The 12,717-nt window shown below is 56.3% G+C and carries 13 protein-coding genes; 9 read left to right on the top strand and 4 right to left on the bottom strand.

Annotation, left to right across the window (positions count from 1 at the left end):
- The first annotated feature begins 60 nt into the window (after positions 1–60).
- The 4 genes from H6G13_RS18095 to H6G13_RS18080 are packed head-to-tail and all read left to right on the top strand — an operon-like array spanning position 61 to position 4,187.
- A complete protein-coding gene (locus H6G13_RS18095) occupies positions 61–1,107 on the top strand; it encodes an aliphatic sulfonate ABC transporter substrate-binding protein (RefSeq protein WP_190485339.1) in 1,047 nt (348 codons plus the stop codon).
- Positions 1,108–1,115: 8 nt separating this feature from the next.
- Positions 1,116–2,033 (top strand): ABC transporter permease, encoded by a 918-nt coding sequence (locus H6G13_RS18090; RefSeq protein ID WP_190485338.1) that lies wholly within the window; start codon positions 1,116–1,118, stop codon positions 2,031–2,033.
- A 39-nt stretch (positions 2,034–2,072) separates the two neighbouring features.
- Positions 2,073–2,936 carry an ABC transporter ATP-binding protein gene (locus H6G13_RS18085; RefSeq protein ID WP_242028398.1) on the top strand — a complete coding sequence of 288 codons (864 nt, stop codon included), beginning with the start codon at positions 2,073–2,075 and terminating at the stop codon, positions 2,934–2,936.
- An 18-nt stretch (positions 2,937–2,954) separates the two neighbouring features.
- On the top strand, positions 2,955–4,187 hold the full coding sequence (locus H6G13_RS18080; protein ID WP_190485336.1) for an acyl-CoA dehydrogenase family protein: 1,233 nt from the start codon (positions 2,955–2,957) through the stop codon (positions 4,185–4,187).
- Between the two features lie 178 nt (positions 4,188–4,365).
- On the opposite strand, the gene H6G13_RS18075 is transcribed toward H6G13_RS18080, so the two are convergent.
- On the bottom strand, positions 4,366–5,787 hold the full coding sequence (locus H6G13_RS18075) for a HAMP domain-containing sensor histidine kinase (protein ID WP_190485334.1): 1,422 nt from the start codon (positions 5,785–5,787) through the stop codon (positions 4,366–4,368).
- Between the two features lie 57 nt (positions 5,788–5,844).
- Here H6G13_RS18075 and H6G13_RS18070 point away from each other — a divergent pair, with 57 nt between their 5' ends.
- A complete protein-coding gene (locus H6G13_RS18070; protein ID WP_190485332.1) occupies positions 5,845–6,504 on the top strand; it encodes a response regulator transcription factor in 660 nt (219 codons plus the stop codon).
- Between the two features lie 181 nt (positions 6,505–6,685).
- Here H6G13_RS18070 and H6G13_RS18065 read toward each other — a convergent pair whose 3' ends face one another.
- Positions 6,686–6,970: a hypothetical protein gene (locus H6G13_RS18065; RefSeq protein WP_190485330.1), complete on the bottom strand. Its 285-nt coding sequence runs from the start codon at positions 6,968–6,970 to the stop codon at positions 6,686–6,688.
- A 431-nt stretch (positions 6,971–7,401) separates the two neighbouring features.
- Between H6G13_RS18065 and rd the strand changes: the two genes are divergently transcribed.
- On the top strand, positions 7,402–7,566 hold the full coding sequence (rd, locus tag H6G13_RS18060; protein WP_190485328.1) for a rubredoxin: 165 nt from the start codon (positions 7,402–7,404) through the stop codon (positions 7,564–7,566).
- A gap of 38 nt (positions 7,567–7,604) precedes the next feature.
- Here the strand turns inward: rd and H6G13_RS18055 are convergent, their stop codons facing one another.
- Together H6G13_RS18055 and H6G13_RS18050 are read right to left on the bottom strand one after the other, a co-directional pair.
- The gene (locus H6G13_RS18055) at positions 7,605–8,246 is read right to left on the bottom strand and encodes a hypothetical protein (RefSeq protein ID WP_190485326.1); all 642 of its coding nucleotides are present in this window, start codon (positions 8,244–8,246) and stop codon (positions 7,605–7,607) included.
- A 226-nt stretch (positions 8,247–8,472) separates the two neighbouring features.
- On the bottom strand, positions 8,473–9,117 hold the full coding sequence (locus tag H6G13_RS18050; RefSeq protein WP_190485324.1) for a hypothetical protein: 645 nt from the start codon (positions 9,115–9,117) through the stop codon (positions 8,473–8,475).
- A 424-nt stretch (positions 9,118–9,541) separates the two neighbouring features.
- On the opposite strand from H6G13_RS18050, the gene H6G13_RS18045 reads away from it, so the two are divergent.
- The 3 genes from H6G13_RS18045 to H6G13_RS18035 all read left to right on the top strand — a co-directional run bounded on the left by H6G13_RS18045 (position 9,542) and on the right by H6G13_RS18035 (position 12,707).
- Entirely contained in the window at positions 9,542–10,720 is a 1,179-nt protein-coding gene (locus tag H6G13_RS18045) for an HlyD family efflux transporter periplasmic adaptor subunit (protein ID WP_199305987.1), read from the top strand.
- Between the two features lie 87 nt (positions 10,721–10,807).
- On the top strand, positions 10,808–12,010 hold the full coding sequence (gene devC / locus H6G13_RS18040) for an ABC transporter permease DevC (protein WP_190485322.1): 1,203 nt from the start codon (positions 10,808–10,810) through the stop codon (positions 12,008–12,010).
- A gap of 25 nt (positions 12,011–12,035) precedes the next feature.
- Positions 12,036–12,707, top strand: coding sequence for an ATP-binding cassette domain-containing protein (locus H6G13_RS18035; RefSeq protein WP_190485320.1), 672 nt, complete (start codon positions 12,036–12,038; stop codon positions 12,705–12,707).
- The last annotated feature ends 10 nt before the right edge of the window (positions 12,708–12,717 follow it).

Genomic DNA, 12,717 nt, shown 5'->3' with positions numbered 1-12,717 from the left:
TTCTAGACGCTTAAGGGGCCACGACTCGTATACATCCTTAACTTTTGCAAGTTCAAACCTATGGTTCGTAGTATTTCCAACGCTAACTTTGGCAACCGCTGGCTGAGACGATTGAACCCGCTTCGCCTGCCGACATGGCTGATCGCCCTCACTGCCATCTTTTGCTTTTCAGTGCTCAATAGCTGCGCCCAAAGCTCAACTACAGCCGCTAACCCCGAGGCGGTGCGGATAGATTTTGCCTATTACAACCCGGTCAGCCTGGTGCTAAAAGATAAAGGCTGGCTAGAAGAAGACCTGGGCAAAGACGGCATCCGAGTTGAGTGGACCCAAAGCCAGGGCAGCAACAAAGCCCTAGAACTGCTCAACAGCCGCAGCATTGACTTTGGCTCTACTGCTGGCGCGGCGGCGCTGCTGGCTAAGGCCAACGGCAACCCAATCAAATCTGTCTACGTCTACTCCAAGCCAGAGTGGACTGCCCTAGTAACGCGCCCCAATTCCGGCATCAGCCGGGTTGAAGACCTCAAGGGCCAGCGAGTAGCCGCTACCCGAGGCACCGATCCTTATATATTCCTATTGCGATCGCTCGACCAAGTTGGCCTATCTGAGCAAGACCTTGAGATCGTGCAGCTGCAGCACCCCGACGGCAGGGCGGCGCTAGAGCGAGGCGATGTGGCGGCTTGGGCTGGGCTTGACCCGCACATGGCCGCAACCGAACTGGAGCAGGGTTCTACCCTGTTTTACCGCAACCCTGACTTTAATACCTATGGCGTGCTCAACGTACGAGAAGACTTTGCCACCCAGTATCCGGCCTATGTTGAGCGGGTATTGGCCGCTTACGAGCAGGCAAGACAGTGGGCTGTAGCTAATCCTGCTGAGCTGGCCGCCATTTTAGAAAAAGAGGCCAAGCTGACGCCTGCAGTTGCCGCCAAGCAGCTAGAGCGCACAGACCTGTCCAACTCAGTGATTGGCCCGGTGCAGATAGACACCATTTCGGCTGCTGGGGACGTGCTGAAGAAAAGCGGGGTAATTCCGGCCTCGACCGATGTTGAGCAGGTGGTTAGCGATCTGATTGATCCGCAGTACATCGAGAAAGTTGCTCGTCGCTAGGAGGCCCTATGGGCTTTTACACAAAATCCTCTCATTTCGCCCAGTTGTCACAGGTGCAAAACGGTCGTTCCCCAGCCAAAGCGCCAAATTCTCGCAGTTGGCTGACGGGTTGGGGGCAAGGGTCAAAGACTAGCCCCAGAGCGCCTGCCCATCGTCGCTCTTGGCAGCTGCAGGGCCGCTACCAGGGTTGGATCTTGCCACTAGGGCTGCTGATTGTGTGGGAGCTGCTGTCCCGGCTGGGGGTGTTTCCGCCCAACCTGCTGCCCGCCCCCACGACAGTAACGGCCACGATTTGGGGGCTAGCAACTAGCGGTGAGCTGGTGCGCCACATTGGCGTTACGCTCTTTCGGGTGGGGGTAGGCTTTGGCGTGGGCACTCTAGCGGCCACGCTCCTGGGGGCATTAACCGGCTACTCCCCCACGGCCTACCGCTACTTTGACCCGCTGCTGCAGGCGTTACGCAACATTCCTTCATTGGCCTGGGTGCCCCTGTTTATTCTCTGGCTAGGAATTTTTGAAACCTCGAAGGTAGCGCTGATTGCTGTGGGGGTGTTTTTCCCGGTCTACCTCAACCTGATGAGCGGCATTCAAAATGTCGATCGCAAGCTGGTGGAAGTGGGCAAGATCTACCGTCTAAGCCAGATTCAGCTGATTCGTCGGGTGTTTTTCCCGGCGACGTTGCCTTCGTATATAGTGGGCCTGCGTAATGGCTTAAGCCTCGGCTGGATGTTTGTGGTGGCAGCCGAGCTGATGGGAGCCAGTCAGGGTCTGGGCTTTTTGTTAATAGACGGGCAGACCACAGGCCGACCCGCCATTATCCTGGCTAGCCTGCTGCTGTTTGCCATATTGGGTAAGCTGACCGACTCGCTGCTGGCCGCCCTGGGTAAGCGCCTGCTTCGCTGGCAAGACACCTACATTTCAGGGTGAGGGGGCATGGCTGTGTGTAGGCACTGCACCTTTGGCGCTATGCGCTCTACGGCTATGGGCTTTGATGGGCACGCTTCGCTTTGCCCATCCTACACGGCTTACTCATCCACCCTTCCACTCCCTACTCCTCCACTCCCTACTCCTCCACCCATGCTCTACATCGAAAACGTCTCAAAACAGTTTGACAACGGCTTTACTGCGCTCGAAGCGATTACGCTCAAGATTAAGCCGGGGGAGATTGTTACCCTGGTGGGCACTAGCGGCTGTGGCAAGAGCACGCTGCTGCGCATTGTGGCTGGGCTGGAGTTTCCTAGCTTGGGCGGGGTGCTGATTGAAGATGAACTGATTACTGCACCGCATTCCAGGGTCGGGCTGGTGTTTCAAGAACCTCGACTGATGCCCTGGCTAACGGTGCAGGAAAATATCGAGTTTGGCCTGCACGATCTGCCGCTACCAGAGCGGCGACGCCGTTCTCAGGCGGTGCTAGACAAGGTGCAGCTGACGTCTTTTGCCGGGGCACTGCCGCGTCAGCTGTCGGGCGGTATGGCTCAGCGGGTTGCGATCGCACGTTCCCTCGTCACTCAACCCGACATCTTATTGCTAGACGAGCCTTTTAGCGCCCTTGATGCCTTTACCCGCGCCCGCTTGCAGGATCACCTGCTGGAGATCTGGGGCTACGATCGCCCCACGCTGCTGCTGGTCACCCACGATGTTGAAGAGGCGTTGGTGCTGAGCGATCGCATCATCATGCTGCACCCCAATCCGGGGCGAATCTTTAGAATGCTGCGAGTTGATTTGCCTCGACCCCGTCAGCGCAGCAGTATTCAGTTTCAGGAGATGAAGGAGCGGCTGCTGCTGGGCTTAGATCTGGCGGGTGCAGCTCCGGCCCTAGTGAAGCGATAGGCTGAGGTTTTAGAGAACATGACTGTGACCCCTTCTATTCCTAGATCCCCTGATCTAAAGGGCCAGGCCGCGCCCTGCCCCGAGATTTCCCTGCCCGAAAACCCAGTCACTATTGCCCGAGAACTGGCGGCTGAATTTGCTGCGACAGCAGCCGAGCGCGATCGGCAGGGCGGCACCCCCCAAGCAGAACGCGATCGCATCCGGGCCAGCGGGCTGCTGCGGCTAGCGATTCCGGCTGAGTATGGCGGAGCTGGGGCAAGCTGGATCACGGTGGCTCAGGTAGTGCGAGAAATTGCTAAGGTCGATGCTTCGCTGGCCCACGTCTTTTCCTACCACCCTCTGGGGGTGATCATTCCCCAGCTCTACGGCAGCGAGGCTCAAGAGCGCTACTACTACAGCGAAACTGCCCGCCATAACTGGTTTTGGTGCAACGCGCTCAATCCTCTCGATCGACGGCTGGTGCTGACCCGGGATGACAGCGGCTACCGGCTCAATGGCACCAAGAGCTTTTGCTCTGGGGCAAAAAACTCAGACTACCTGCCCACCACTGCCGTTGTGCCGGGGGAAGAGGCGTTTACGGTAGTGGTCATTCCCACCAGTCGGGCGGGCCTGACCTGTCATGACGACTGGGACAACATCGGCCAGCGCCAGACCGACAGCGGCAGCGTCACCTTCGACTCGGTAACGGTTTACCCCGAAGAAATTCTCACGCCGCGCCAGCCGGGGCACCCGTTTCAGACCTTTCGGGCCTGCCTAGCCCAGTTCAATCTGGCCAATATCTACGTCGGCATTGCTCAAGGCGCGCTGGCTGCAGCCCGTGACTATGCCCAGACCCAAACCCGGCCTTGGCCCACCTCTGGCATCGAGGCGGCTACTGAAGATCCCTACCGGCTGCACCGCTTTGGTGAACTGTGGGTGGGCCTCAGCGGGGCAGAAGCGCTGGTCGATCGAGCCGCTGACCAGATGCAGACAGCTTGGGACCGAGGCTGGGACTTAACCGAACAGCAGCGAGGGGAGTGTGCGGTTGCGATCGCAACCGCCAAAATCGCAGCAACGCAGGCCGGTCTAGCCATTACCAACCAAATGTTTGACCTGATGGGAGCCCGCGCCACCAGTCGTCAGCACGGGTTTGACCGCTACTGGCGCAACCTACGCACCTTCACCCTGCACGACCCAGTGGACTACAAGCTGCGCGAAGTGGGCAACTGGGCGCTAAACCAGCAATACCCAACACCCGGGTTTTACGCTTGAGCCAAGTTGCCCATATCAGCCTTCCCCACCCATTCACCCTCCCACCCAAACCTGTAGCTTACCGATCCAAAAATCGCTGTATCTGCAATGGAAAACCACAACCTGCTGATATTGACCCTATCCTCCCTAGCCAGCTTCGTTACGCTGATCGGCCTTGCTCTGTTTGGTGGCTAGTGGCTCAGCACTGGAGCTTGGGAAGCTGCGGCTGGGCTGTTAGATCTGACTGAGGTGCATAAATCGGCAGCGTGAACCAAAACGTAGTGCCCTGGCCGAGCTGGCTATCAACGCCAATTTTGCCGCCATGAGCCTCAATGATTTGCTGGCAAATGTGCAGTCCTAGCCCCAGATGGAGCGGCTGCCTACGGCTGATCCCCCGGCTGTAGCGATCAAAAATGCTGCGCTCCGAGGATATCCCATCACTCTCAAGGGGGCCGATGCCCTGGCCGTTGTCGCTCACGGTGCAGTGTAGCCAGCGGCCCCTGAGCTGAGCATCAAGCGTAATGCAAACGCCGGAGCGGTTGTACTGCAGAGCGTTGGAGATCATGTTTTCGTAGACTCGCCGTAGCTGCAGCGGATCGCCCATCAGGGGCGGCAGGTCGGGGGAAACTCGCTCGACAATGTGGCTCTGTTCCTGATCGATCTGGGGCTGCAAATCACCAATGATAGTCTGCACAAAGGGCGCTAGAGGCAGCGGTTGGGTCTGCAGCACAATACCCTGCACCTCCTGAACATGGGCCTCTAGCAGCGAGTTGATCAGCCGCAGCTGACGTTCTTGGCTATCGATCATCTGGCTAATCATAGGCGGGCTCAGAGAGACTTCTCCTTGACCATTGCGGTGCAGATTTTTCAGCAGCATCAGCGTGCCAGTAACCGGGTTACGCAAATCATGGGACACCGCATGGAGAAATAGCTGAAGCTGTTGCCGCAGTTCAAATTCTCGAATTAAGAGCCGTTCGTAGAGATAAACACCAAGGTTCGCTACAAAGAAAATGCAGCAGACCAACACCACAAAGAAGATGTAGACGGTTAGCTGCATGCCCTCTTCTGTACCTGGCGTATCAAAGTTAAAGACAAAGAACGAGAGCAACGTCAGGCTGAGCAGGCTGAGCTGAGAGATCAGGTGCCACTGCCACCGCACCGGAATCAGCACTGCCTGCAGCATGAAGAAAATCACCCACCCGCCTAGGTCTAGAAAGGTTTCGCCAATCAGCATGTGCTGCAGTTGGGGCACCAGCAGCACCGCACCTGCATAGCCCAAAAAGGCCAGCCGCACATACCGAGTGGAAGCAGGATAGCGCAGCAGCAGCAAATTTAGCAGCAGCCCCAGCTCTTGAGCTGCCAGCACACAGAGCGTGAAGAGAATGCGATCGTTTCTTAAGGTGGGATCTTCCTGTCCAACGCGGTTGAGGGCTGGCAGGATTAGACCCAGGTGGAGCACTGCCAAAATCCCTAAAAACACAGTCGAAATCCAGATCACCAGCCGCAGGCGATCCTGGATGAATTGCTGCTGCCAGGTGAGATACTCCTTAGATAGCGGCAAAGTCGACTGAGGCCGGATTTGGATCAGCCGTAGACGCTTTTGCAAAGCGGAGAAGGGCATGGCATCGTGTCCTTTCGATTACCTCTAAAATGAGCTTTGTTTCAACGCTTAGCCAGCATGACGACCCGCTCTCCTGCTTCCCTCAAGCTGCTGATTGTAGACGATGACCCGATGATGCGGCTGGGGCTGACGGCTGCGATCGCAAGTCAGCCAGATTTGCTGCTGCTGGGAGAAGCGGTAGACGGTCAACAGGGCCTTGAGCAGGCGACTGCTCTTCAGCCCGACGTGGTGCTGATGGACGTGGGGATGCCCGTAATGGACGGCATTGCAGCAACCCAGGCCATCAAAGCAGCTGCTCCCACTGTACGAGTTGTGATGCTTACCTCTCATACCGACGAAACCGAGATCATTGCCGCCTTTTCCAGCGGGGCCGATGCCTACTGTATCAAAGGCACCGATGTCGATGCCTTGGCCAACGCCATTCGCGTAGCGGCGACTGGAGCAGCCTACCTCGATCCTCAAATTGCTCAAAAGGTGATGCAAAATCTGGCTCCTGCTCGGCCTAAGGCCGCTGGGGGTGGAGATGGGCTGTTGTCAGATCGAGAGCTAGAAGTCTTGGAGCTGATTGTGGAAGGCTTTAGCAATACCGAAATAGGCCAAAAGCTCTACCTCAGCCCCAATACCGTCAAGACCTACGTCAAAGGCATCATGAACAAGCTAGTGGTGAGCGATCGCGTGCAGGCAGCAGTAGTGGCAGTGCGGCGGGGGCTGGTATAGCTGGGGTTTGGGGGGTATGGCAGATATGGGGCTATCTCCGGGGGACTTGAGTTACGTTCTCTAGCATCGCGGGTTTGCTGGGTTTGAGCTTCCTACAGTTAGGGGTAAGCAGGGGCCCAACTGGCTCACCCAACTGGGTGAGCCAGCCGCACGGGTGCTAACGCTAGACTTTGCGATCGCGTCAGCGCTGACCTGTCATATCGCGTCTCAAATACCGCAGCACATCCCCTGGATAAGGGTAGACCGCAAACCCATTTGAAGGCAGGTCGATCACTTGAGTCCACTCAAAGCGCTCGGCAAAGCCCAGCACGTGCAGGGTATCGACCGCATGTTGAGCATCCGCTTCAGAGCCGACTAGGTACAGGCGTAAGCGCTTGCGCCCCGGCTGCACAGGTGGATTAACAGGCGCAGGCGGCAGTGCCGCCTCCCCTAGAGGAGACGACAGAAAGTATTGAATTTGCAGCATTTCAAGGGGATTCCTTTAACTTTTGGGTTAGGAATCCCCGAAAAACGGGTCGGGCCAGACATAAGCGAGCAGCAGGGCAGCCTAAAATAAGGCAGCCCGTGCAGCAGGCGGTAACTGCTGTCGGGTCAGCTATCGGTAGGTGGGTCCAATCACCTTCCGGTAGCGTCAGACCAGGTTTTCGGGGAAAAACAAGCTGCGAGACACAGCTATGAGGATTGATAGTAGATCATCTGATCCTCAAAGACAAGTAAGAATTAATACATTGCTTCAATTTCTTGCAAAGCCTCAATTTCTTGTGGAATAGCAATTGCCGGCAAAAGGCTTTGCCTGTGCTTAGATATCTCAATAGAACTGGCCTTACCTACGGTCGATGTCAGCCATAGTACTCGAACCTAAGATGAGCTGCATTAACTTGTATAGAGCTTAAACTTATGCAGCGCTACGTATGCACCATCTGCAGTTATGTATACAACCCAGCAGAAGGCGACCCAGATAGCGGCATTGTGCCCGGCACTCCCTTTGAGGAGATCCCAGAAGATTGGGTATGCCCCACCTGCGGTGCAACCAAAGCAGACTTTGAACTAGAAGAGGATTAACCCACTTTCACGGTTAAAAGTGCGTTGTTCCCACGCACTTAGTCCACGACGATAACGCGAATGCCGCTGCTGGTTTGGCTGGCGCTGATGCGCTTAAGCACGCCATCACTGTCGTATTCAAAAGACACATTATCAATGTTTTGCAGCCGACCGCTATTGAAATAAACGAACCGCAAGCTGCCCAGGTTTCTGAGCCGACTATTGTTGTAGTAGCTAAAGTTGATTCCACCAATGCTGCGAATGCTGCCATCGTTGTAATAGGTCAACCGAGAATTGCCAATCACCCGTGGACGACCATTGTCGTAATAGGTCACTTCGGTTGTGTAGTCTCGTGCTTCGAACTCAATTTGGCCGCTGGCATACACCTTAATCTTCGCTCCAGGCACATTAACAAACGTGCCCAGCACATCGCCCGCCCGATTGACGTAGACGGCCTGAAAAAGGGCAGTTCTAATGTCTTCTGGCTGCTCTAGCCCAGCGTCTTCGTCAAAGTCTTGTCGGGCTGGAGGGCTGTTCTGGTCGCGCTGGCTGGTCTGGGCAAGAGCATTGGTCGATAGCTGCTGTAAGGCTGACCCTACACGGCTATGAGATCCATCTGCTAGCAGGGCAGGGGCACACAGAAGGCTTAGAGCAAGGCCAAGAACTTTACCGACAAATATGGGCTGTTGTAGGGGGACCATAGGTTTTGTCAAAGATTTTAGTGGGAGTGTTCAGAAAGTTGGGGATAGCTGGGCTCAAACCCTTGCTCTCTCGTTTCAAAAATCGGAATTTACACAAAAGTCTGAACACTCCCATTTTAGTTCGAGGGTTTGTTGGGTAACGCAAGCTTGACACCAACCTACAAAAAAGGATTAGACACAAGCAGAATGCATAGCGTCAGGGGTGCGGCTTCGCGTAGCTGTGCACCTAATCCACGACGATAACGCGAATGCCGCTGTTAGTTTGGCTGGTGCTGATGCGCTTGATCACGCCATCGCTGCTGTATTCAAAAAACACATTATCGATGTCTCGCAGCCGACCGTTATTGAAATAATCAAACCGCAAGCCGCCTAAAGTTCTAAGCCGCCCGTTGCCATAGTAGCTAAAGCTGATCCTACCAATGCTGCGAATGCGGCCATCGTTGAAATAGGTCAACCGAGAATTGCCAACCGTCCGTAGGCGACCATTGTTGTAATAGGTTACTTCGGTTGTGTAGTCTCGTGCTTCGATCTCAATTTGGCCGCTGGCGTAAACCTTAATCTTTCCTCCAGGCACATTGACAAACGTGCCCAATAAGTTGCCTGCCCGATTGATGTAGACGGCTTGAAAAAGGGCAGTTCTAATGTTTTCTGGCTGCTCTAGCCCAGCGTCTTCGTCAAAGTCTTGTTGGGCTGTAGGGCTGCTTTGGTAGCGCTGGCTGGTTTGGGCAAGGGCATTGGCTGATAGCTGCTGTAATGCTGACCCTCCAGGGCTATGGACAGGCCGACCTATTAACAGGGCGGGGGCGCACACAAGGCTTAGAGCAAGGCCAAGAACTTTACCGACAAATATGGGCTGTTGTAGGGGGGCCATAGATTTCGTCAAAGATTTTAGTTGAAGGTTGGGGGTTTTCTAACACTTCAGCTTCACTGCAGAGCTACCTTTTTCCAGAGATAAGCATGTAAAGGACAGTTACAGGTTGGTTTTGCCGCCAAGACTGACTGCTGGCGAATCTCGATTAGCCCTAGCAGAGCCACTATCCAAACTGCCAAGAAACCCAGGCAGTTGCCCGCGATAAGTTGGGGAGTGTAAGGCTTTGACATCAGAACCTCGCATGGCTCGGGGCAAGCTGCCGGGGGACCCATTCAAAGTAGCGAAATCGCCTAAAGCGCTACATCCTACGAGCAGGCTCACCCAGTTGGGTGAGGGCAAGTTCCCCCAGATGGCAGCCAACTGCAGGTGGGGAACGCAGGTGCGACTGGCATACCTTCGTAAGGTCGAGCTTCCCCAAAGACCCATGATTCAGCAGATAACACTACGCGCCGCAGCAACGGCTGCTATCCTCACACTGTCTGCCGGATGTGCGCTGCCCTTTTCCCAAACCGAAGAAGTGGCTGCCCCGGTCGTTGTTGAGGCTAATTCGGTGGTTGCCTTAGGGCGGATTGAGCCGCAGGGTGAAGTGATTCGGGTGTCGGTGCCTAATGCAGCGGATAGCCGAGTTAATGAGATCCGCGTTGCAGAAGGTGACCAAGTCGAGGCAGGCCAAGTAATTGCGGTGCTGCAAGGGGCTGATCGCCGCCGAGCCGAACTTCAGGCGGCTCGTGCCTTGGTAGAGCAGCGGCAGGCAGAGCTGACCAAAACCCAAAAAGGCAGCCAGCTTTCTAGCCTAGAGGCGCAACAGGCCAGGATTGACCGTCTGGAGGCGCAGCTTCTGACCCAAGCGGAGCAGCGGCGGGCAGCTGTGGCGCGATCGCAAGCCACCCTACAAACTTCTCAGCTAGAGTACCAGCGCTACCGGCAGCTAGAAGCCGTCGGCGCAATCAGCCGCTCCGAGCTAGATATCGCCCAGCGTGACTACGACACGGCTCAAGCTGACCTAACCCAAAGGCAGGCCGAACTTAATGAAACCGAAACCACCCTAAGAGCGCAACTCGTTGAAGAACAGGCTCGGCTAGTCGAACTGCGGCAGGTGCGTCCAGAGGATATTGCGATCGCACAAGCCCAGCTCCAGCAGTCTCAGACCCAGGTAGCCCAGCGGCAAGCCGACCTTGATGACGTGCTGGTGCGGGCTCCTGTTGCTGGACAAATCCTTAAAATCAATACCCAGATCGGGGAACAGGTCAACACCCAGCAAGGCATTGTCGAACTGGCCCAGACTAGCCAGATGATGGTGATCGCCGAAATCTACGAAACCGACATCCGTAAAGTGCGCTTGGGCCAGAGCGTCACTGTCACCAGCGAATATGGCGGCATCGACTCCGACCTCAAAGGCACCGTCGATCAGGTGGGTCTGCAAATCGGCACCGCCAGCTTTGGTGAAACCTCAACCGACCCTACCCAAGACGTCAATGCTCGCGTTGTCACCGTCAAAATTCGCCTCGATCCAGCCGCTAGCCAGCAGGTTGCCGCCCTGACTGGTATGCAGGTACGGGTCGCCATCGACGCCAATACCCAAGTCACCAGCGCCCGCCCATAGCCGCTCTACAGCGTGACCAAGCTCAAAATCTCGTCACGCGTCTCCTCAGGCGTCTTGCCTTCCCCCCACCCATCCACCCATCCACCCATGCCCCTTCCCAAACTCCCCTTCGACAAGCCCCTCTCCTGGGCGCAGCTCTCCCATCAAAAAGTGCGCCTTGCGGTTGCCATTACTGGAGTCAGCTTTGCCAACATTCTCATGTTCACCATGATGGGGCTAGAGTCACTGATCTCTGAAGGGGCCACTACCCTGCACGAAAACCTGCGGGGAGATTTGTTTTTAGTGTCTTCGTTTAGTCCTAGTCTACGGTTGCCGGTTCCCTTCCCTCGGGCGCACCTGATTCAGGCAAATGCAGTGGACGGAGTTGCGATCGCAGCCCCCCTCTACATGAACACAGTCAACTGGACTAACCCAGCCCAGCTTGAGCAGGCCCCTGAGGGTGAAAGCCCAAGCGATCTCTTTGGTAATCAAGTGCGCGTAATTGCCTTTAACCCGACTCAGCCTGTGCTCAACCTGCCTGAAGTAGACAGTCAGCTCAATCGCCTCAGCGGGGCCAGCAATGTGCTCTTTGACCGTCTCTCGCAGCCTTCTCTGGGCGATGTTCCTCAGCTTTTGGCCACTTCGGGAGAGGTGCAGACCCTGATGGCGAACCGCCAAGTTCAAGTTGTCGGCCTGTTTAGCCTGGGCAGCACCGTCGTCGAAAAAGGCACCGTCGTAATGAGCGACTGGAACTACACCCAATGGTTTGGCCCCACTACCCTGCAGCAGGTCACCCTAGGCGTGCTCACCCTAGAACCGGGCAGCGACCCCGCAACCGTACAGACTCAGCTGCAAGCCCACCTGCCCGACAGCATCAGTATCCTCACCCTAGATGAACTCATTGGCAAAGAACGCCAGTTCACAGCCAGCGACCCCATCGGCATTATCTTTCGCTTCGGCGGCATCGTCGGCTTTGTCGTCGGCATCGTGATTGTCTATCAGGTGCTCTACACCGACATCAGCGACCACCTACCCGAATACGCCACCCTCAAAGCCATGGGCTATAGCGACAGCGCCCTGCTGCGAGTCGTCCTCCTAGAAGCCATTTTCCTGGCCATCCTCGGCTTTATCCCCGGTTACCTCACCTCCCTCGGCCTCTACCAAATCCTGACCATCCTCACCCGCATCCCCCTAGTCATGCGCAGCACCGTCGCCCTGCAAGTCTTCCTGCTCACCCTGCTCATGTGCAACGTCTCAGGCGCGATCGCAATGCGCCGCCTCCGCTCCGCCGACCCCGCCGACGTCTTCTAACACTCCCCCACTCCCCCACTCCCCCATGCCCCCCACCGTCACCATCCAAAACCTGCACCACACCTTCGGCAAAGGCACCCTCCGCCGCCCAGTGCTGACCGACATTAGCCTGGCGCTTCACCCCAGCGAGATTGTGCTGCTGACCGGGCCATCGGGCAGCGGCAAGACAACGCTGCTCACTCTTATGGGCGCTTTGCGCTCAGTGCAAGAGGGCAGCCTGCAGATCCTAGGCCAAGAACTTAGAGGCGCACGAAAGCGTCAACTCGTGCGGCTGCGTAACCAGATTGGCTTTATCTTTCAGTCTCACAACCTGTTGGACTGTCTGACGGCGGCGGAAAACGTGGGCATGGCGCTGAAGCTGCATGGCGTATCTCGGCACGAACGACGGCAGCGATCGCAAGCTATTCTCACCACTGTTGGCCTAGGCGATCATAGTCACAAGTACCCCGACCAGCTCTCAGGCGGCCAAAAGCAGCGAGTTGCGATCGCACGTGCCCTAGTCACGGCTCCTAAAATTGTGCTGGCCGACGAACCCACAGCCTCTCTCGACAGCCATTCAGGGCGCGACGTGGTCAATCTGATTCAGCAGCTCGCCCATCAGCAGCACTGCACTGTTCTGCTCGTCACCCACGACACCCGCATTCTCGACATTGCCGACCGCACTCTGCATATTGAAGACGGGCGGCTAAGCTCATAATCACCCTATA

The sequence above is a fragment of the Pseudanabaena sp. FACHB-2040 genome, from assembly GCF_014696715.1.
Lineage (GTDB): Bacteria > Cyanobacteriota > Cyanobacteriia > Phormidesmidales > Phormidesmidaceae > JACVSF01.
This window is presented reverse-complemented; position numbering and strand designations above follow the sequence as displayed.

Bases quoted from the DNA above. Each gene is read 5' to 3' on its own strand.
- H6G13_RS18095 (WP_190485339.1), top strand. From the start codon at position 61: ATGGTTCGTAGTATTTCCAACGCTAACTTTGGCAACCGCTGGCTGAGA.
- H6G13_RS18090 (WP_190485338.1), top strand. From the start codon at position 1,116: ATGGGCTTTTACACAAAATCCTCTCATTTCGCCCAGTTGTCACAGGTG.
- H6G13_RS18085 (WP_242028398.1), top strand. From the start codon at position 2,073: ATGCGCTCTACGGCTATGGGCTTTGATGGGCACGCTTCGCTTTGCCCA.
- H6G13_RS18080 (WP_190485336.1), top strand. From the start codon at position 2,955: ATGACTGTGACCCCTTCTATTCCTAGATCCCCTGATCTAAAGGGCCAG.
- H6G13_RS18075 (WP_190485334.1), bottom strand. From the start codon at position 5,787: ATGCCCTTCTCCGCTTTGCAAAAGCGTCTACGGCTGATCCAAATCCGG.
- H6G13_RS18070 (WP_190485332.1), top strand. From the start codon at position 5,845: ATGACGACCCGCTCTCCTGCTTCCCTCAAGCTGCTGATTGTAGACGAT.
- H6G13_RS18065 (WP_190485330.1), bottom strand. From the start codon at position 6,970: ATGCTGCAAATTCAATACTTTCTGTCGTCTCCTCTAGGGGAGGCGGCA.
- rd (WP_190485328.1), top strand. From the start codon at position 7,402: ATGCAGCGCTACGTATGCACCATCTGCAGTTATGTATACAACCCAGCA.
- H6G13_RS18055 (WP_190485326.1), bottom strand. From the start codon at position 8,246: ATGGTCCCCCTACAACAGCCCATATTTGTCGGTAAAGTTCTTGGCCTT.
- H6G13_RS18050 (WP_190485324.1), bottom strand. From the start codon at position 9,117: ATGGCCCCCCTACAACAGCCCATATTTGTCGGTAAAGTTCTTGGCCTT.
- H6G13_RS18045 (WP_199305987.1), top strand. From the start codon at position 9,542: ATGATTCAGCAGATAACACTACGCGCCGCAGCAACGGCTGCTATCCTC.
- devC (WP_190485322.1), top strand. From the start codon at position 10,808: ATGCCCCTTCCCAAACTCCCCTTCGACAAGCCCCTCTCCTGGGCGCAG.
- H6G13_RS18035 (WP_190485320.1), top strand. From the start codon at position 12,036: ATGCCCCCCACCGTCACCATCCAAAACCTGCACCACACCTTCGGCAAA.